Source organism: Streptomyces polyasparticus, assembly GCF_014493765.1.
In the GTDB taxonomy this organism is placed as follows: domain Bacteria; phylum Actinomycetota; class Actinomycetes; order Streptomycetales; family Streptomycetaceae; genus Streptomyces; species Streptomyces polyasparticus.
Genome location: NZ_JACTVJ010000002.1, coordinates 66,768 through 84,619, shown reverse-complemented (window position 1 = coordinate 84,619; position 17,852 = coordinate 66,768). Strand labels below are relative to the sequence as shown.

The following is a 17,852-nucleotide window of genomic DNA, read 5'->3' as shown; positions in this document are numbered from 1 at the left end:
GGTCACCCCATACATGCCTCCGTAAGGTGAATCCATGACGGGGGCTCAAGGGGACGACGAGCCGCGCTCCGCGCTGGAGCACGCGGTCCGCCAGCAGATCCTGCTGGAAGGCCCGGCGGTCGCGCGCACACAGGAGCGCAAGGCGCCGGAGGCGATGCGCCGATGGGGACGCGGCCGCCTGGTCCGGGCGCCGCGCTGACCTTGCGCGGCGCGGAGATCGGGGGCCGGCTGCATCTGTCGCGGGGCATCGTCGGCAACCCCCTCGGCACGGCCGTCGACTGCGACCGCACCCGGGTCACCACCGGCCTGATGATGCAGGAGTTACGGGCCTCCGGCTCGACGAGCCCGACCGGCACCCTGCCCTTCACCGACGCCACCCTGGGCGGCAAGGCCGACCTCGTACGGGCGAACCTCACCAACAGCAGCGGCCCCTCCCTGACCGCGAGCCGGCTGCGGGTCGACGGGGACCTGGACCTCAGCCACGCGCGGATGTCCTCCGCCGGCGAGCGGTCGTCCCTGAACCTGTTCAGCGCCAAGATCGGCGGATACGCCTCCCTGTCCTCCGCCAGGACCAAGAACGACCTCGGTACGGCCCTGTTCGGCGTCCAGCTCAAAGTGGGTGGCGATCTGCGGCTCAACGAGGAGTTCACCGCACGGGGCGGCGGCAAGGACGGGGCGGTCCGGCTGCATGTGTCCACGATCGAGGGCGCCCTCGATCTGTCCACGGCGCGGCTGCGCTCCGGACTCGGTCCCGCGCTGTCCGCGCGCTCGATGGAGGTGCTCGCCGACTTCCGCGCCGACCACATCAACATCACGTCCCAGGACCTGTCGAGCGACTCCTCGGGCCACGATCCGCACCCCAAGGTCGACCTGCGCGGCAGCCGGATCCGCGGCCGGATGGAGGTCTCGCCCGAGACGGTCCGCGCCAACCGCAGCCCCGGCCGCACGCTCGTCGCCCTGGACGACCTGGAGTTCGGCGTTCTCGACGCACGGATCGACGTCAAGCAGTGGATCGCGCTCCTGTCGGAGGAGACCCCGGCCTACCGCTCCCAGCCGTACCAGCATCTGGCGAGCCGCTACCGCGAACAGGGCGACGAGCACGAGGCCCGGCAGGTACTCATCGCCCAGCACCGCGACCAGCTGCGCAGAACGAGGGACCGCAGCGTGCTGCTGCGGTTCTGGCAGCAACTGGCCGGTGTCACCATCGGCTTCGGGCACCACCCCTGGCGGGCCTTGTTCGGGCTGCTGGGGATCTTCATCGTGATGAGCGCGCTCGCCCTGTGGGGAGGCGGGCTCGACGGCACGGGCTGCCGCTCCGTGGAACGCATCGGCCGCGCCGTCGAGGCCAGCCTGCCGCTCATCCGGATGCAGCAGCTGGAGGGGTGCAGCCCGGGCCTGGGCGCTCCCGGTCTGGTCTTCGTCCTGGCGTCGTGGGTGGCGCAGGTGGGTGCCTGGGTGTTCGCCACGCTGTTCATCGTCGGCCTCACCAACGCGATCCGCAGACGCCCGTCCTGAGGGCAGAGTCCCTGCGCCCGCCGGGGATACGCAGGCGGGCGCAGGGACACACGGGCTCAGGCGTACGGCATCTAACGCGCCGCGGCCGCCTCCGCGAGGCTCTGTGGCAGGTCGGCCGTGTGCAGGATGCCCAAGCGCTGGGTGGCGCGGGTGAGCGCCACGTACAGGTCGCTGGTGGCGAGCCCGGCCGGCTCCACGAGCAGCACCGCGTCGAACTCCAGGCCCTTCGACTGGCGCGCGTCCAGGAGCACCACCCGCTGCGTGAGGTCCGGCACGGTGCTCGGCCGCACCCCGTCGAGCCGCGCGGCGAGGGCCGCGTGCAGCTCGCGCGGGGCGATCACCGCGAGCCGTCCCTCCTCCGGGAGTTCACGGCCCACGGCCTCCGCGACCGCCGCCGGCAGCTCGTCGGCCGCGACCCGGCTGATCCACGGCGGGACCCCGGTCGAGCGCACCGAGGCGGGCGGCTGCGCCTGCGGGTGCTCGGTGCGCAGGACCGCCGCGGCGAGGTCCATCACCTCCGACGGGGTGCGGTAGTTGACCCGCAGCCGTACGTGCTCGAAGCGGTCGCCCACGTACGGCGCGAGGATCGAGGACCACGAGCCGAGCGCGGCCGCGTCCCCGGTCTGGGCCGGATCGCCCACAAGCGTCATCGACTTGGTGGGCGAGCGGCGCATGAGCAGCCGCCAGGCCATCGCCGACAGCTCCTGCGCCTCGTCCACGATGATGTGCCCGAACGCCCAGGTGCGGTCGGCCGCGGCCCGCTCGGCGGCGCTGCGCAGATCGGCCTCCTCCTGGCGTTCGGCCATCCGCTCGGCATCGATGATGTCGTGCGCCGAGAGCACCTCGGCCGCGTCCTCGTCGAGCTCTTCCTTGTCCTCGAACTCGTAGGTGCGCGAGGCGTACGAGAGGTCGAGGACGCCCTGCGCGTACTCGATCCGCCGCTGCCGCTCGGCCTCCTGGCGGGCCCGCTCGGCCGAGTCGTCCACACCGAGCAGTTCCGCCGCCTCGTCGAGCAGCGGGATGTCGGCGGAGGTCCAGGCACCGCCGGTGCGCTTGATCAACTCGGCGTCGGCGTCCGGGAGATAGCCGACGGGATCGGCGAGGAACTCCCGTACGAGCCGCTGCGGTGTCAGCTCCGGCCAGAGCTCCGCGATGGCGCCGTGCACCGCGGCGCTGGTCGCGACGTCCTTGCCGAGCTGTGCGGTGTCGTCCGGGCCGAGCAGGTTCGGGCCGCCGAAGGGGTCGGCACCGATGCGCTCGACGAGCTGCTCGGTCAGCGCGTCCACGATACGGAACGCGAAGTACGGGCGCGCGAGGTTGTGCGGCAGCCGCATCTCGCGCGCGGCGGTCCTGGCCTCCTCGGCCATGGCGCGGTCGATGAGCAGCGTGCCGTGGTCCTCGTGGTCGATCTCCAGGACCATGTCGGGCACGGACTGGTGGTCGCTCACGTACTCGGCCAGGATCTCCGCCATCGCGGCCCGGCCCTTCACCTCGGCCGCGCCCTGGGTGTCCTCGCCGGTGGCGTGCACGCCGGGGAAGAGTTCGCCGATCGTGGCGAGCAGCACCCCGGTCTCGCCGAGCGAGGGCAGCACCTCCCCGATGTAGCCGAGGAAGGCCGGGTTCGGACCGACGATCAACACGGCGCGCTTGGCGAGCAGTTCACGCTGTGCGTAGAGCAGATACGCGGCCCGGTGCAGCGCGACTGCCGTCTTGCCGGTGCCGGGTCCGCCCTCCACGACCATCACGCCCTGGTGCGGTGCGCGGATGATGCGGTCCTGCTCGGCCTGGATGGTCTGCACGATGTCGCCCATCCGCCCCGTACGGGCGGCATTGAGGGCGGCGAGCAGGACGGCGTCGCCGTTCGGGTCCTCGAACCCGGTGCGCTCCTCGTCGGTCAGGTCGAGGATCTCGTCGTGCAGCGCGAGGACCTCGTGCCCCTGCATGGTGATGTGTCTGCGCCGGCGCAGACCCATGGGCACATGGCTGGTCGCGAGATAGAAAGGCCGTGCGACATCGGCACGCCAGTCGATCAGAATCGGGGTGCGCTCACGGTCGTCGGCGCGGATTCCGATACGCCCGATGTGAAAGTTGTCCCGTTCCTCGACGAGATTGTCGGGATGATTGAGATCAATACGCCCGAAGACCAGGCCGTTTTCCACACCGTTCAGCTCGGCGACCAGACGGCCCTTCTCCAAGGCCGCGACATCCCGCTCGAGACGGGCCTGCCGCCCGGTCCCCACCTGCGCAAGGGCCGATTCGGCGGACTGCTCGGCCGCCTCCTGGAGCTGCCCGAGACGCGCATACACGCGGGCGACGAATTCCTGCTCGCTCCGCAGCTCCTCGGACGCGATTTCGCCCGTAGACCCGGTTGACAATTCAGCTCCTCGCGGGTTATGGTGTGTTCGTTGGGCCTCTTCGAGAGGCCCTTTTCTGTGTGCACAGAAACACCCAATATACGCGGGGAAATGCCTCGGCTGTCAATCGGCCGGGGTTTTCTCATGCCCGTACGTGGAGCCCGAATCCCGTGCGTCCCACGGGCTCCAGCCCCTCCTTCAACTGCAGCGACGGGATCTCGTAGTCGCCGAAGTTCTGCCGGCGGTACGGGATGGGCTCGGTCGTCTCCAGCGCGAGCAGCCGCTCCCGCCAGGCCTTGGCCACGTCGGGGAACTCCTGCTCGGTCATCCGGTCGGTGCCGTACAGGACGAACGGCGGTACGGACTCGATGCCGGGGTAGTACAGGATCCCGTGCTGGATCGGGAACAGCAGATCGTCGATCGGGCCGTTGATCCCGCGCGGTCCGTAGTGCGCCTCGGGGCCGCCGACGGTCACCGACAGCAGCGCCTTCCTGCCCGCGAGCGTGCCCTCGCCGTAGCGCTCCCCGTACTTGACCTCGCTGTGCTCGCCGACTCCGTACGCGAAGCGATAGGTGAACACCCGGTCCACCCAGCCCTTGAGGATCGCCGGCATCGAGTACCACCACAGCGGGAACTGGAAGATCACGGTGTCCGCCCAGAGCAGCTTCTCCTGCTCGGCGCGGACCTCTTCGGCGAGTGTCCCTGTCTCGAAGGCGTGGCCCGAGTCGCGGGCGACATGCAGCCGGCTCGACGCGTCGAGACCGTAGTCCCCCGCGTCCACGGCCGCCTTCCAGTTCATCGCGTACAGATCGCTCACCCGTACCTCGTGCCCGGCACCCTCCAGGGTGGCCACGGCGACGTCCTTGAGCGAGCTGTTGAGGGACTTCGGTTCGGGGTGGGCGTGGACGATCAGCGTCTTCATGGGAACTCCCCGGGATCGGTCGTGCATCGGATCGGATGCCTTGATCCTGGGCTCTGCGGCGCGCGTTGTTCAGGGGCGCCGCTTCCGTCGGAACGGAGTTCCTGGTACTGGCAGGGCCACCCTCGGCGGCGTACCCCGAGGCCATACTTGGGGGCATGGACGATCTTGCGGGACTCGGTGCCACGGAGGATCTGGCGGGCTTTCTGCGGACGCGGCGCTCCCGGGTCGACCCGGCGGCCGTCGGCATCACGACCGACGGCCGGCGGCGGGTGGCCGGGCTGCGCCGCGAAGAGGTCGCGCATCTGTCCGGAGTGAGCGTCGACTACTACGTACGCCTGGAGCAGGGCCGCGCGACGCAGCCCTCCGAGCAGGTGCTCGACGCGCTCGCGCGGGTGCTCGGTCTGGACGAGACCGAGCGCGAGCACCTCTACCGGCTCGCGCGTCAGCGACGGCGGCGCACGAAGGCACCGGCCGTACGGGTCCGCCCCGAGCTCCTGCGCGTGCTCGACCTCGTGCGCGACGCGCCCGCGCTGATCCTGGACCACCGCCTTGACGTACGGGCCGGGAACCGGCTCGCCGAGCTGCTCTACGGGCGGCCGACGGCGGGACTCAACACCGCGCGGCACATCTTCCTGGAGGAGACCGAGCGCGGGCTCTACGCGGACTGGGAGCAGTGCACGCTCGACGTGGTCGGGCATCTGCGCCTCGCGGCCGGGCAGTACCCCGACGATCCCCGACTGGCCTCGCTGATCGGGGAGTTGGCGATGGGCAGCGACCGGTTCCGGCGGCTGTGGGCCCGGGCGGATGTGAAGGCCCGCACCCACGGGCGCAAGGCCTACCGCCATCCGCTGGTCGGCCTGCTCGAACTGCACCAGGAGAACTTCGCGCTGCCCGACGCCTCGGGCATGGAGCTGATCGTGCTCTCCGCTCCCCCGGGCAGCCCGACCGAGGACGCCCTTCGGCTGCTCGCGGGGATGGGCGCGGACGGTGCGGACGCGGCTCCGGGCCGCTCCGGTTCAGCTCCGGGCAGGCGCGCTCAGATCGGCGAGAGCGTCCGCGAACACGGCCATCAGGCCTAGGGCGTTGACGAGGTCGCGCTCCAGACCGGACGTCGCCAGGCGCACGGGAGCACTCGCGCTCTGATCGGCGGCGGCCACGTGCAGGAGCTCCCGGAAGACGGCCGTGCCCTGCTGTACGTCCCCCCGGGTGAGCGCGGCCAGCGGACGGACCTTGGCGAGCAGCGCCGTGGCGCTCTCATCCCGTACGGCGGGTACGAGGACGTTCCGCACCAAGTGGTCGGCCAGTTCGGCGCGTTGGGCGGGCGTGAGGTGCGGCGCGTAGACGGCGAGTCCGCGGGCGAGGACGCTGCGGGCCTGGTCACGTGGGTCTTCGCAGGGGGCGGAGGCCGCGCTTGAGGCGGGTGCCGTGATGGGTGCGGCTGCAGCGTGTGCGGCCGTGGCGCCTGTGAGCGCGAGCAGGAGGGCGAGGGCGAGCGGTCGCAGCGGCAGAAGGGCCCGCACGGGCGGGCGCGGCGGACGGCGCATGGGGCGGCTCCGGGAGACGTACGGGCGGAGGTCGTTCCCCTCCACCCTCGGCCTTCCGAAACCGCCCCACCAGCGCAGCGATCCGAACGAGTCCCGGACCGGACGGTCCTCAGACCACCTCGGCCAGCTCCGCGAGCAGCTTGCGCTTGGGGCGGGCGCCGACCACCTGCCACACCGGCTCACCGCCCTTGAACACCATCAGCGTGGGCATCGACAGGACACCGTACGCCGTCGTCGTACCAGGGTTGGCGTCCACATCCAGCTGCACCACCTTCAGACGCTCGCCCTCCTCGCGGGCGATCTCACTGAGCACGGGTGCCAGCTGCCGGCAGGGTCCGCACCAGGAGGCCGTGTACTCGACGAGCACGGGCAGCTCGGCCTTCAGCACCTCCTGCTCGAAATCCGCGTCGGTCACCTCGGGCACACCCTCGGCCTTCACCACGGTCCTCACCCCACGTTCTCCCTAGGTACTGCCTCGTCGGACATCAGCGCATCGGAGAGCTCGCACAGCGGCTCGGGTCCGCCGGGCAGCGCGGCCTCGGCCGCGAGCCGGGCCCGCGCCTGCTCGGCGCGCTCCAGCTGACCGCGCACCTTGGCCCGTACGGAGGCCAACTCGCCGATCAGCGCGTCGAGTTCGTCGAGCTTGCGCCGGTACACCTCAAGCGAGGCCGGGCAGGAGTCGCCCTCCGGATGGCCGGCCCGCAGACACTCCACGAACGGCCGGGTCTCCTCCAGGCCGAACCCGAAGTCCTGCAGCACCTTGATCTGCTCGACGAGGCGCAGATCGCTCTCGTCGTACGCCCGGTACCCGTTGGTGCCCCGCCGCGCGGGCAGCAGCCCGCGCGACTCGTAGTACCTGAGCGTCCGCGTGGTGGTCCCGGCCCGCTCGGCCAGCTCGCCGATTCGCATGTCCCCGACGGTAATCCTTGACGCCGACGTCAAGGAAAGCGTGCGGGGGAATCCGGCGCGGACGGAGCGCATCGGGGCGCCTGCGCCGAGCTCGTCGCGATCGGGGCGGCCGCGACGGCCGGGGGGGCACGAGCCGAGCACGATCGTCGCGGTCGGCGACGGCGGCCGCGGGGTCATCGCCCCCTGTGGCCGCTGCCGTCCGATACTCCTCGACCGGCCGAGCCCCGCCCCTCGGGCGCCCGCCGCTCCACACCCTCAGACGCCGGACCGCTCCGGCGTCCGCTCCTGCGCCGCCTCCGGCGAGCTCTTCGCGCGGCGCGGCAGCAGGGCCGCCACCAGGAGCGTGCCGGCTCCGAGGATCACCGCGCCGACCAGGCTGGTGTGGGCCACCGCGTCCGAGAAGGCCGAGCCGACCGCGTCCGCCATCTGCCCGGCGCCATGGGCGAGTTGCTCGGCCTGCGCCTTGAGCTGGGCCGCCTGCTCGGGTGTCGCGGCCTGGGCGGCCTTGCCCGCGAGGGCGCGGGCCTGCTCGCCGATGCCCTGCGCGACGCCGTAGCCCGCGCCGACCGAGTCCTGGGCGGTGGCCAGGGCGTCACCGGGGAGCTTCGTGCCGGAGGCGGCCGTGGCGAGGTGCGAGGAGTAGGTGTTCGCGAGCACCGAGCCGAGGATCGCGATGCCGAGCGAGCCGCCGAGTTCGAGCGAGGTGTCGTTGACGGCGCCGCCGACCCCCAGCTCCGACTCGGGGAACGCGCCCATGATCGCGTCCGTGCAGGGCGAGAGCGCCAGGCCGATCGAGAGGCCGAGCAGGATCAGCGGCAGCACGAACGTGCCGTACGAGGAGGCCGCGTCCACCTGTGTGAGCAGCGCGAGCGCCGCCGTACCGCCGACCATGCCCGCGGTCACGGTGACCCGCATGCCCAGGCGCGGGGTGAGGAAGCCGGTGAGCGCCGAGCCCACGAAGACCGCGCCGGCCAGCGGCAGCATACGGATACCGGTGTCGAGCGCCCCGTATCCGAGGACGAACTGCAGATGCTGCGTGAGGAAGTAGAAGGCGCCGAACACCGCGAGGAAGAAGAGCGCGACGGCCAGGTTGGAGCCGGCGAAGCCGCGGTGCACGAAGCGGCGGACGTCAAGGACCGGCTTGGGGTGGCGCAGTTCGCGGACGATGAACAGGACAAGGCCGACGGCGGCGACGACCGCGGCGGTGATGGCGTTGACGCCCCAGCCGAAGTGCGGGCCTTCGATGATCATGTAGACGAGCGCACCGATCCAGATCACGGACAGGACGCCGCCCACGAAGTCGATGCGGTCGTGGTGGTCGGCCTTGGACGGCGGTACGAGGACCAGTGCGCCGGCGATGGCGAGCGCGGCGATCGGCACGTTGATCAGGAAGGTCGAGGCCCAGCCGTGGTGCTCCAGGAGCAGTCCGGCGACCAGCGGTCCCGCGGCGATGGCGACGCCCGCGGTGGCGGTCCAGATCACGATGGCCCTGGCGCGCTCGCGCTTGGGGAAGGTGGCCGCGAGCAGCGAGAGCGTCGCGGGCATGATCATCGCGGCGCCGACACCCATCACGGCACGGGCCGCGATCACCCCGGTCGAACTGTCCACGAGCGAGCCCGCGACGGCGCCGCCACCGAACACCACGAGGCCGAGGATCAGGGCGCCGCGGCGGCTGTACTTGTCGCCGATCGCGCCGAGCAGCAGCATCAGGGCGGCGTACGGGACGGTGTAGCCGTCGATGACCCACTGCAGATCGGCGCTGCTCAGGTGCAGCGACGTGGTCATGTCCGGGGCCGCGACGGTCAGGGCCGTATTGGCCATCACGATGATCAGCAGGCTCAGGCAGAGCACGCCGAGGGCCCACCAGCGGCGGGCGTAGGGCCCGCTCATCTTCTCCACGGGCTCCTTCATGACCAGGCGCATGACGCGGGCCGCCTTCCGTTCCACTCAGGGCACAGCACCGTGCGCCGTCACTTGCACAGCACTGTGCAATTACACAGCACTGTGCAATTTACGTGACTGCACAGCGCTGTGCAAAATGGACGCATGAACCAGGACCGCGTGAGCCCGAGCACTGCGCCCCAGGACCGCCCGAGCCGCGCCGACAGCAACCGCCGCCGCATCCTGGAGGTCGCGCGTACGGAGCTGCTGCGCAACCCGGACGCCTCCATGGACCAGATCGCGCGCGCGGCGGGGGTCGTACGGCGCACGGTGTACGGGCACTTCCCGAGCCGCGAGGCGCTGATCGTCGCGATCGCGGACGGCGCGATCGAGGCGATCGGCGAGGCCTTGGCTGCCGAGCCCGGGGACCCGGCCGGCGATCCGGCGGGCACCCTGGCCCGGCACACCCTGGCCGTCTGGCAGGTCGCCGACCGCTACCGCCTGCTCGTCTCGCTGGCCCAGCGCAGCGGCACGATGGAGGACATCCGCGACCGGCTCGCCCCGCACCGCGAGCACCTGACAGAGCTGCTCCAACAGGGCCTGGACCAGGGGGTGTTCACCTCACCGCTGCCGGCCGCCGCGCTCGCCCTCGTACAGGAGCAGGTGCTCTTCGGCCTGATGCAGGCCGTCAACGACGGCTTCCTTGACGCGGAGAAGGCGGGCCCCGCCGCCGCGGTCACCAGCCTGACCGCCGCGGGAGTGCCCGCCTCCGGGGCGAACGCCCTGGTCGCCCAACTGCCCTCCTGAGCCGCACCTCCGGGTGCGGCCCTCTCCCGAGCGCCACCGCTCAAGCAGAGGCAACCCGCAGCACGAGCGCCGCCACCGCTCAAGCAGAGGCAACCCGCAGCACGAGCGCCGCCACGGCGACGAGCACGAGCACCGCCGCCGGCGCCAACTCGTAGTCCTTGACGCGCAGATGGGCGATGACCGCCCCGATGAAGTAGAGGACCACGCCCACCGCGGCCGCCGTCCCGATGAACGGGACCGCGAGCCCGGCGAGCAGCCCCAGCGCGCCGGCCGCCTTCAGGGACGCAAGCCGTGGCAGCCAGGAATCGGGCACACCCACCTTGCCCATCGAGTCCGTGATGGCGGGATTGCGGGCGAAGGTGAACGTCGCGGACGCGGCCAGGACGAGGGCGAGCAGGGCGGCGACGATCGCATACGCGAGGAACATGAGCACTCCAATGTTTTCGAGTACCCTCAACCATAGAGGGTTCGATATCGTTGAAGACTATCAATCATTTTCCCGGTTCCACAATGGATCCCCGGCTACAGTGTCCGTATGGCAGCTCGAGAGGTCACCTACCGCCCCGCGTTCCTGCTCGCGTTCCACGGGAACATCACCGACGGCCTCATCCGCAAAGCCGTCGCGACCGCGGGGCTGAGCCCGCGGCATGTGGTCACCCTGCAGTTGCTGGCGGACGGTCCCGTCTCGCAGAAGGCGCTCGCCGAAGGGCTCGACGTCGACCCGAGTGTGCTCGTGGCCCTGCTCAACGGCCTGGAGAACGACGAGCTCGTGCACCGCAGGCGCGATCCCGCCGACCGGCGCCGACACATCGTGGAGATCACCCCGGAGGGCACCGAGCGGCTGCGGAAGGCGGATGCCGCGCTCGACGCGGTGGAGCGCGAGCTGTTCGCCGGCCTGTCCGAGCGCGAACTCGCCTCCCTGCGCAGGCTCCTGGACAAGCTCCGTACGTCTCCGGAGAACTTCAGCTGCGGCGAGTGAGCCACCGAAACGCAGCGGAGCCCGGCACTCCACCTGGGGGTGCCGGGCTCCGCTGCGTACAGCGAGACGGTCAGACCGCCGCGCCCTCCTTCTCGCCGCTCTTCTGCAGCGGTACGGCGTCCGCGCCGGCATCCGGCGCCGAGCCGTGCCCGTCGTCGAGGAGGGTGCGCTCGTCGAACGGGGCGCGTCCGGACAGGACCTCGTCGACCCGCGAGCGGTCGATCTCCTTGGTCCAGGTGCCGATGAGGACCGTGGCCACCGCGTTGCCCGCGAAGTTGGTCAGGGCGCGGGCCTCGCTCATGAAGCGGTCGATGCCGACGATGAGACCGATGCCGTCCACCAGGGCCGGCTTGTGCGACTGCAGACCGCCGGCCAGCGTCGCGAGGCCGGCGCCGGTGACACCGGCGGCGCCCTTCGAGGCGACGAACAGGAAGAGCAGCAGCGGGATCTGCTCGCCGATCGACATCGGCGTCCCCATGGCGTCCGCGACGAACAGCGAGGCCATGGTCATGTAGATCATGGTGCCGTCGAGGTTGAAGGAGTAGCCGGTCGGGACGGTGATGCCGACCACGGGCTTGCTGACGCCCATGTGCTCCATCTTCGCGATGAGGCGCGGCAGCGCCGACTCGGAGGACGAGGTGGACAGGATCAGCAGGAACTCACGGCCCAGGTAGTTGAAGAGCGTGAGGATGTTCATGCCCGCGACCATCCGCAGGAGTGCGCCGAGCACGAGGAAGACGAACAGCACGCAGGTGATGTAGAAGCCGAGCATCAGGACGGCCAGGGACTTGAGGGCATCGAGACCCGCGGAGCCCGTGACGGCGGCGATGGCGCCGAAGGCACCGATCGGCGCTGCCCACATGATCATGGCGAGGATACGGAAGACCAGGCGCTGGATGTGCTCGACCCCGCGCAGGATCGGCTGGCCCGCGTCTCCCATGGCCTGCAGCGCGAAGCCCGCGAGCAGGGCGATCAGCAGGGTCTGCAGGACCTCGCCGCCGGTGAAGGCGGAGACCATCGTGGTCGGGATGATGCCGAGCAGGAACTCGACGGTGTCCTTGGCCTCCGCGTCGACCTGTGCGTGGCCGGTCTCCTTGACGGCGTCGGTCACCGCGAGACCCGTCCCGGGGTCGATGATGTTGCCGACGACCAGGCCGATGGCGAGCGCCACCATCGACATCACGGTGAAGTAGAGCAGGGCGATGCCGCCGACGGCGCCGACCTTGGCGGCCTTCCGTACGGAGCCGATGCCGAGCACGATCGTGCAGAAGATGATCGGCGAGATCATCATCTTGATCAGGTTCACGAAGCCCGTGCCGATCGGCTTCAGCTCGACCGCGACACCGGGCGCCGCGAAGCCGACGATGATGCCGAGCACCACCGCGGCGATCACCGCGATATAGAGGTAATGCGTTCTGTCCCGCTTGCCTGTCGTCGTGGCTGCCACGGTGCCTCCCTGCACTTACGGCTCAAGTCCCGCCGTCCCGGTCCGTCCCCTGCGCGGCCCGGGCCCTCGGGGGCTTGCCCCGGCGGCGGTCCCGGTGAATATCCATCAGCACGTGAGCGGGGTCACCCTTGCGTACATTTAGTTCGCGCTTACGCGGCCAGGCACACTGACGCCATGCCCCGGATACCCAGGCCGCGCTCGCTCGCGGGCCAGCTCTTCGCCATGCAGGTCGTGCTCGTCGCGGTCGTCGTGGCCGGGTGTGCCGTGTTCGCGTACGTCACCGCGCACCGCCAGGCGGAGAGCGCCGCCGTACGGCAGGCGACGGCCGCGGCGCGTGCGGTGGCCGACTCGCCCTCGGTGCGCGAGGCGATCCGCGGGGACGCCCCGACCGTGTTCCTGCAGCCTTACGCGGAGGCCGTACGCCAGGACGCCGACGTCGACTTCGTCACGATCATGGATCCCCGGGGCATCCGCTGGACCCACCCCAACACCGAGCACATCGGCGACAGGTTCCTCGGCCACATCGGCCCCGCGCTCGACGGAAAGACCTTCTCCGAGACGTATACGGGGACACTCGGCCCTTCCGTCCGGGTGGTCACACCCGTCCACGACCGGGGCCGGATCGTGGGTCTGGTCAGCGCCGGGATCAAGATCGAGGAGATCGACGACCAGGTGCAGCGCCAGCTCGCCGGCCTGCTCGCCGTGGCACTCGGCGCCCTCGCGCTCGGCGGCCTGGGCACGTATGTGATCAACGCCCGCCTGCGGCGCCATACGCACGGCATGAACGCCGCCGAGCTCAGCCGGATGCACGACTACCACCAGGCAGCGCTGCACGCCGTACGCGAGGGCCTCCTGATGCTCGACGGCCGGCGCAGGATCGCGCTGCTCAACGACGGGGCGCGCGAACTCCTCGGCGTACGGGAGGACGTGGTCGGCCGCAACATCGCCGAACTCGGCCTGCCCGCCCCGCTCACCGGCGCACTGCTCGCCACCGAACCGCGGGTGGACGAGGTCCATCTGACCGCGGACCGCGTACTCGTCGTCAACACCTCCCCGGTCTCCGGCGGCGAGCAGCGCGGCACCGTGGCGACCCTGCGCGACCACACCGAACTGCAGGCCCTGACCGGTGAGCTCGACCACGAGCGCGGGTTCACGCAGGCGCTGCGCTCCCAGGCGCACGAGGCCGCGAACCGGCTGCACACCGTGGTCTCCCTGATCGAGATGGGCCGGTACGACGAGGCCGTCGACTTCGCCACGGCCGAGCTGGAACTGGCCCAGGCCCTCACCGACCAGGTGGTCACCGCGGTCGGCGAACCGGTGCTCGCCGCGCTGCTCCTCGGCAAGGCCGCGCAGGCCAACGAGCGCGGCGTCGAGCTCGAGGTCTCTCCCGACAGCCGGCTTGACGACGGGCTGCTTCCGGATACGCTGCCCGCCCGTGACCTGGTCACCGTGCTCGGCAATCTGATCGACAACGCCGTGGACGCGGCGACCGGCACCCCGGGCGGCGCGGTGACCGTCACAGCGGTGGTGGTCCACGACGAGCTGCTCCTGAACGTGTCCGACAACGGCCCGGGCGTGCCCGCCGGCACGGATGTGTTCGCCCGCGGCTGGTCCGGCAAGGGCCCGAACCGTGGCCTCGGCCTCGCGCTCGTACGGCAGACGGCACAGCGCCACGGCGGCACGGTGGCGGTGAGCGAATCCCCGGACGGGGGCGCCGAGTTCACCGTCCGGCTGCCGCTGCAAAGAGAGCCGAGGAGAGATACGGGTGCGCACATGAGAGAGGTACGGCAGTGAGCGAGCCCACCAGAGGCACGGGCGTGAGCGAGCCCATCCGCGTGCTCGTCGTCGAGGACGATCCGGTGGTAGCCGACGCGCATGTCATGTACGTCAACCGCGTCCACGGCTTCCGGGCCGTGGCCAAGGCGCACTCCGGCGCACAGGCCCGCCGGGTCCTCGAACGCACCCCGGTCGACCTGCTCCTGCTCGACCTCTATCTGCCCGACGGACACGGTCTGCAGCTGGCCCGCAGTCTGCGCGCGGCCGGCCACCAGGCCGATGTGATCGCGGTGACCTCGGCCCGCGATCTGGCCGTGGTCCGCGAGGGCGTCTCGCTCGGCGTGGTGCAGTACGTGCTCAAGCCGTTCACGTTCTCGACACTGCGCGACCGCCTCGTACGGTATGCGGAGTTCCGTACGGCGGCGGGCGAGGCCTCCGGGCAGGACGAGGTGGACCGGGCGATCGGGGCGCTGCGCGCACCCCGGCCGGCCGCGCTGCCCAAGGGGCTCAGCGCCCCCACCCTGGACCGCGTGATCACCACGCTGCGTGCCGCGCCCGAGGGCCTGAGCGCCGCGGCGGCCGCCGAGACGGCCGGGCTCTCGCGGATCACCGCCCGGCGCTATCTGGAGCATCTGGTCGAGTCCGGCCGCGCGGTGCGGGCTCCACAGTACGGGCAGGTGGGGCGGCCGGAGCTGCACTATCGCTGGGTCACGGCCTGAGTGCACGGCCTTCGGCCGGCCGACTCCCTTGCCGGATAACAACGTTGTCACGGAACCGATCTCCGCGTACGCACGGGCATTGACCCTCGCTGAACGGCGACCGTACGTTCAGCGGACAGCCCTAACGCATTACGCCGTAGCGCAACCCCGCAGCCGCCCCGCAGGCTCGTAGGAGGTCGTCCCGTGCGTCGTCCCAAGCGTTCCCTCGCGCCCCTCGTTCTCGGCGCAGCAGCCCTGTTCGCCGCCACCACGCTGACCGCCTGCGGTGATGACTCCGGGGACGACCCGGACACCCTCAAGGTCTCGTTCAAGCAGTCCACGGACAAGTCCATCAAGGTCCAGGACAACTTCCTCGCTTCCATCAAGAAGCAGTTCGAGAAGGAGAATCCGGGCAAGAAGGTCGAGCTCATCCCGATCAACGCCCCGGACGCCGAGTACTACACGAAGGTGCAGCAGATGCTGCGCTCGGCGAAGACGGCTCCCGATCTCGTCTACGAGGACACCTTCCTCATCAACTCCGATATCACCAGCGGGTACTTGACCCCACTCGACCCGTATCTGGAGAAGTGGAAGGACTGGCCGCAGTTCATCGAGACCGCACAGGCCGCGGCGAAGGCCGAGAACGGCAAGACGTACGGCGTACCGGACGGAACCGACACCCGCGGGCTCTGGTACAGCAAGGCCCTGTTCAAGAAGGCCGGACTGCCGGAGAACTGGCAGCCGAAGAACTGGGACGAGATCCTCGACGCCGCCCGCACCATCAAGGAGAAGGTGCCCGGGGTCATCCCGCTGAACGTCTACACCGGCAAGCCCGGCGGCGAACAGTCCACGATGCAGGGCTTCGAGATGCTCCTGTACGGGACGGGCGAGGACCCGCTCTACGACCCGGCGCAGAAGAAGTGGGTGCAGGGCGGCCAGGGCTTCAAGGACGCACTCGCCTTCGTGGAGACCGTCTACAAGGAGAAGCTCGGCCCGTCCGTCGAGGACGCGCTCGACCCGAACATCGGCACGCGCGTACGCGGTGAGCTGCTTCCCGAGGAGAAGCTGGCCATCAACCTCGACGGCTCCTGGCTGCCGCAGGACTGGCTGGAGGGTTCCGGGCACGAATGGCCCACGTGGTCCGAGGAGTTGGGCCTCGCGTACATGCCGACGCAGCACGGCCAGGCGCCCGGCAAGGTGTCCATGTCCGGCGGCTGGACCTGGGCGATCCCCGACAAGGCGGCCAACAAGGATCTGGCCTTCGAGTTCATCAAGGCCATGCAGACCAAGGAGAACGCCCAGCGCTGGTACATCGCCAACTCCGGTATCGCCGTACGCAAGGACGTCGCCGGGGACCCGGAGTACGTGAAGGCGCAGCCCGGCATCAAGTTCTTCACGGACCTCGTGGAGTTCACCCACTACCGGCCCGCGTATCCCGCGTATCCGCAGGTGTCGGTGGCCATCCAGGAGGCGATGGAGTCGGTCACGACGGGCGATGCCTCGGTGGACGAAGCGGCCTCCGCGTATGACGAGGAGCTCGACTCCGTCACCAAGGGCGAAGTCATCAAGAATTGAATCCTCTCCTCCCCAACGGAGGAGATTCCTGGCTCAGGCCGCCTCCGGGAGCAGCGCTCCCGGAGGGCTTATGCCCTCGGCACCAGCCGGGTTGAGACCTGCCCGGACCAGCATGACGTGGGCGGAGTTCTTGTCCCTCGGCGAGACGGCTCCGCACGCGGTGCAGGTGTAGGTACGTTCCGAAAGAGGAAGTGCGTGCTTGGTTCTCGCTCCGCACGACGCACAGTCCATGGTGGTGTGCGCGGGATACACGAGGCGGATGTCCCGCCCGTGCTTGCGGCCCATCTCGATCAGGGCCGTCTTGGTGGCGCCGATCGCCGCGTCGGCGGCTTTGCGGGCCATGGTGGTACGGCTGAGGAATTTCGGCCGGAAATCCTCGACGGCGATCGCATCGTGGTCGCGCACGACGCGCTTGGCCCACTTGCGGGCCGTGTCCTGCCGCTGCCGGGCGATCTTCGCATAGACCTTGGCGCGCGACTTCTTCGCCGCACGATGGCCTTTCGAGGAAGCCTGGCCCTTCCTCGGCTTACGGCGTGCCACCATTCGGTCGTACCGGCTCAGCTTCGGCTGGGCATTGCGTCCGTGCTGCGGGTGGGGCAAATCGTGGGCGTCGGATGTGGTGGTGGCTGTTTCCTTCACGCCCCAGTCAACGCCGAGGACGGCACCGGTCGCAGGGTACGGCTGGACTTCGGCGGCGACGACGAACGAGCAGTACCAGTGGCCCAGGGCATCCTGGTAAACGCGCACCGAGGAGGGTGCGGCGGGCAGTTCACGCGACCACACCACGGTCAGACTGATGCCACCCGCGAGGTGCAGACCACCGTCTTTCAGGCGGAACCCACGCCGTGTGCAGTTCAAGGTGGGCAGCGTCGCGCGCTTTCGTTTCGGCCGGGGCATTCCGGCCCGCTGCCGCCCAGGCAGCCGGTTTTCGATGTCCTTCATCGCCTTGGCGCGGGACTTGGCGAAGTCCCTGATGGTCTGCTGCTGCGGCACGGAGGCGCCCTCCGCCAGCCAAGGCATGCGGGCGCGGGCGTCGGTCAGCATCTTGTCGAGTTGGGCCGGGCCGCACGTCCGCTTGTCATCGGGGGGTTCGCGGTTGTGGGCGTGCACGGCACGGGACTTGGCGACGCATTCGTTCCACACCCAGCGACAGCGGCCCCACTCGGCGAGCAGCGCGGTGCGGGCGGTCGACGACATGCGAAGGCGGAAGGTGTACCGGGCTCGCCCGGCGTCCTTCGATGCCCGCGGTGTCTTCATGACACCATACCGACACTACAGTTGGGCTCATGGGTCAAGAAGTGCGCATCACACTCCGCCTACCCTCCGACCTGCACGAATGGCTCGTCGTCGAAGCCAAGTCCGCCCGCAGGTCCCTCAACTCCGAAATCCTGCACCGGCTTGAGTCCACACGCGATGACGCATCCGATAGCGACCAATCGTCCTGA

Annotated in this window: 18 protein-coding genes; 9 read left to right on the top strand and 9 right to left on the bottom strand. The window is 70.3% G+C overall.

Annotation, left to right across the window (positions count from 1 at the left end; genetic code table 11):
• The first annotated feature begins 34 nt into the window (after nt 1–34).
• Both H9Y04_RS02495 and H9Y04_RS02490 read left to right on the top strand, forming a co-directional pair.
• Nucleotides 35–199: a hypothetical protein gene (locus tag H9Y04_RS02495; RefSeq protein WP_187811971.1), complete on the top strand. Its 165-nt coding sequence runs from the start codon at nt 35–37 to the stop codon at nt 197–199.
• Nucleotides 163–1,515, top strand: a complete 1,353-nt coding sequence (locus H9Y04_RS02490) for a hypothetical protein (RefSeq protein WP_187811970.1) — start codon at nt 163–165, stop codon at nt 1,513–1,515. The genes H9Y04_RS02495 and H9Y04_RS02490 overlap by 37 nt, the downstream gene beginning before the upstream one ends.
• A gap of 71 nt (nt 1,516–1,586) precedes the next feature.
• Here H9Y04_RS02490 and H9Y04_RS02485 read toward each other — a convergent pair whose 3' ends face one another.
• Nucleotides 1,587–3,851: a HelD family protein gene (locus H9Y04_RS02485; protein WP_187812119.1), complete on the bottom strand. Its 2,265-nt coding sequence runs from the start codon at nt 3,849–3,851 to the stop codon at nt 1,587–1,589.
• A gap of 160 nt (nt 3,852–4,011) precedes the next feature.
• On the bottom strand, nt 4,012–4,791 hold the full coding sequence (locus H9Y04_RS02480) for an NAD(P)H-dependent oxidoreductase (protein WP_187811969.1): 780 nt from the start codon (nt 4,789–4,791) through the stop codon (nt 4,012–4,014).
• A 155-nt stretch (nt 4,792–4,946) separates the two neighbouring features.
• Here H9Y04_RS02480 and H9Y04_RS02475 point away from each other — a divergent pair, with 155 nt between their 5' ends.
• Nucleotides 4,947–5,870, top strand: a complete 924-nt coding sequence (locus H9Y04_RS02475; protein WP_236070541.1) for a helix-turn-helix transcriptional regulator — start codon at nt 4,947–4,949, stop codon at nt 5,868–5,870.
• Here the strand turns inward: H9Y04_RS02475 and H9Y04_RS02470 are convergent.
• The 4 genes from H9Y04_RS02470 to H9Y04_RS02455 all read right to left on the bottom strand — a co-directional run bounded on the left by H9Y04_RS02470 (nt 5,808) and on the right by H9Y04_RS02455 (nt 9,167).
• Nucleotides 5,808–6,335 (bottom strand): hypothetical protein, encoded by a 528-nt coding sequence (locus tag H9Y04_RS02470; RefSeq protein WP_187811968.1) that lies wholly within the window; start codon nt 6,333–6,335, stop codon nt 5,808–5,810. The genes H9Y04_RS02475 and H9Y04_RS02470 overlap by 63 nt on opposite strands.
• 109 nt (nt 6,336–6,444) lie before the next feature.
• Nucleotides 6,445–6,777, bottom strand: a complete 333-nt coding sequence (gene trxA, locus H9Y04_RS02465; protein WP_308800847.1) for a thioredoxin — start codon at nt 6,775–6,777, stop codon at nt 6,445–6,447.
• A gap of 5 nt (nt 6,778–6,782) precedes the next feature.
• Entirely contained in the window at nt 6,783–7,244 is a 462-nt protein-coding gene (locus H9Y04_RS02460) for a MerR family transcriptional regulator (RefSeq protein ID WP_187811967.1), read from the bottom strand.
• A 255-nt stretch (nt 7,245–7,499) separates the two neighbouring features.
• Complete coding sequence (locus H9Y04_RS02455) at nt 7,500–9,167, bottom strand: MFS transporter (RefSeq protein ID WP_187811966.1); 1,668 nt, start codon at nt 9,165–9,167, stop codon at nt 7,500–7,502.
• Nucleotides 9,168–9,290: 123 nt separating this feature from the next.
• Here H9Y04_RS02455 and H9Y04_RS02450 point away from each other — a divergent pair, with 123 nt between their 5' ends.
• The gene (locus tag H9Y04_RS02450; protein ID WP_187811965.1) at nt 9,291–9,932 is read left to right on the top strand and encodes a TetR/AcrR family transcriptional regulator; all 642 of its coding nucleotides are present in this window, start codon (nt 9,291–9,293) and stop codon (nt 9,930–9,932) included.
• A gap of 79 nt (nt 9,933–10,011) precedes the next feature.
• On the opposite strand, the gene H9Y04_RS02445 is transcribed toward H9Y04_RS02450, so the two are convergent.
• A complete protein-coding gene (locus tag H9Y04_RS02445; RefSeq protein WP_236070540.1) occupies nt 10,012–10,389 on the bottom strand; it encodes a DoxX family protein in 378 nt (125 codons plus the stop codon).
• A gap of 78 nt (nt 10,390–10,467) precedes the next feature.
• On the opposite strand from H9Y04_RS02445, the gene H9Y04_RS02440 reads away from it, so the two are divergent.
• The gene (locus H9Y04_RS02440) at nt 10,468–10,911 is read left to right on the top strand and encodes a MarR family winged helix-turn-helix transcriptional regulator (RefSeq protein ID WP_187811964.1); all 444 of its coding nucleotides are present in this window, start codon (nt 10,468–10,470) and stop codon (nt 10,909–10,911) included.
• Nucleotides 10,912–10,981: 70 nt separating this feature from the next.
• On the opposite strand, the gene H9Y04_RS02435 is transcribed toward H9Y04_RS02440, so the two are convergent.
• Nucleotides 10,982–12,358, bottom strand: coding sequence for a cation:dicarboxylate symporter family transporter (locus H9Y04_RS02435; RefSeq protein ID WP_308800836.1), 1,377 nt, complete (start codon nt 12,356–12,358; stop codon nt 10,982–10,984).
• Nucleotides 12,359–12,532: 174 nt separating this feature from the next.
• Here H9Y04_RS02435 and H9Y04_RS02430 point away from each other — a divergent pair, with 174 nt between their 5' ends.
• The 3 genes from H9Y04_RS02430 (at nt 12,533) to H9Y04_RS02420 (ending at nt 16,407) form a co-directional block, all read left to right on the top strand.
• The gene (locus tag H9Y04_RS02430) at nt 12,533–14,152 is read left to right on the top strand and encodes a sensor histidine kinase (protein ID WP_187811962.1); all 1,620 of its coding nucleotides are present in this window, start codon (nt 12,533–12,535) and stop codon (nt 14,150–14,152) included.
• Between the two features lie 23 nt (nt 14,153–14,175).
• Nucleotides 14,176–14,853 carry a response regulator gene (locus tag H9Y04_RS02425; RefSeq protein ID WP_187811961.1) on the top strand — a complete coding sequence of 226 codons (678 nt, stop codon included), beginning with the start codon at nt 14,176–14,178 and terminating at the stop codon, nt 14,851–14,853.
• Nucleotides 14,854–15,036: 183 nt separating this feature from the next.
• A complete protein-coding gene (locus H9Y04_RS02420; RefSeq protein WP_187811960.1) occupies nt 15,037–16,407 on the top strand; it encodes an extracellular solute-binding protein in 1,371 nt (456 codons plus the stop codon).
• A gap of 33 nt (nt 16,408–16,440) precedes the next feature.
• Here the strand turns inward: H9Y04_RS02420 and H9Y04_RS02415 are convergent, their stop codons facing one another.
• Nucleotides 16,441–17,664, bottom strand: a complete 1,224-nt coding sequence (locus tag H9Y04_RS02415; RefSeq protein ID WP_187811959.1) for an RNA-guided endonuclease InsQ/TnpB family protein — start codon at nt 17,662–17,664, stop codon at nt 16,441–16,443.
• Between the two features lie 29 nt (nt 17,665–17,693).
• Between H9Y04_RS02415 and H9Y04_RS02410 the strand changes: the two genes are divergently transcribed.
• Nucleotides 17,694–17,852, top strand: a complete 159-nt coding sequence (locus H9Y04_RS02410) for an Arc family DNA-binding protein (protein WP_187811958.1) — start codon at nt 17,694–17,696, stop codon at nt 17,850–17,852.

Bases quoted from the DNA above. Each gene is read 5' to 3' on its own strand.
- H9Y04_RS02415 (WP_187811959.1), bottom strand. From the start codon at position 17,664: ATGAAGACACCGCGGGCATCGAAGGACGCCGGGCGAGCCCGGTACACC.
- H9Y04_RS02460 (WP_187811967.1), bottom strand. From the start codon at position 7,244: ATGCGAATCGGCGAGCTGGCCGAGCGGGCCGGGACCACCACGCGGACG.
- H9Y04_RS02455 (WP_187811966.1), bottom strand. From the start codon at position 9,167: ATGCGCCTGGTCATGAAGGAGCCCGTGGAGAAGATGAGCGGGCCCTAC.
- H9Y04_RS02440 (WP_187811964.1), top strand. From the start codon at position 10,468: ATGGCAGCTCGAGAGGTCACCTACCGCCCCGCGTTCCTGCTCGCGTTC.
- H9Y04_RS02480 (WP_187811969.1), bottom strand. From the start codon at position 4,791: ATGAAGACGCTGATCGTCCACGCCCACCCCGAACCGAAGTCCCTCAAC.
- H9Y04_RS02410 (WP_187811958.1), top strand. From the start codon at position 17,694: ATGGGTCAAGAAGTGCGCATCACACTCCGCCTACCCTCCGACCTGCAC.
- H9Y04_RS02430 (WP_187811962.1), top strand. From the start codon at position 12,533: ATGCCCCGGATACCCAGGCCGCGCTCGCTCGCGGGCCAGCTCTTCGCC.
- H9Y04_RS02450 (WP_187811965.1), top strand. From the start codon at position 9,291: ATGAACCAGGACCGCGTGAGCCCGAGCACTGCGCCCCAGGACCGCCCG.
- H9Y04_RS02495 (WP_187811971.1), top strand. From the start codon at position 35: ATGACGGGGGCTCAAGGGGACGACGAGCCGCGCTCCGCGCTGGAGCAC.
- H9Y04_RS02470 (WP_187811968.1), bottom strand. From the start codon at position 6,335: ATGCGCCGTCCGCCGCGCCCGCCCGTGCGGGCCCTTCTGCCGCTGCGA.
- H9Y04_RS02490 (WP_187811970.1), top strand. From the start codon at position 163: ATGGGGACGCGGCCGCCTGGTCCGGGCGCCGCGCTGACCTTGCGCGGC.
- H9Y04_RS02475 (WP_236070541.1), top strand. From the start codon at position 4,947: ATGGACGATCTTGCGGGACTCGGTGCCACGGAGGATCTGGCGGGCTTT.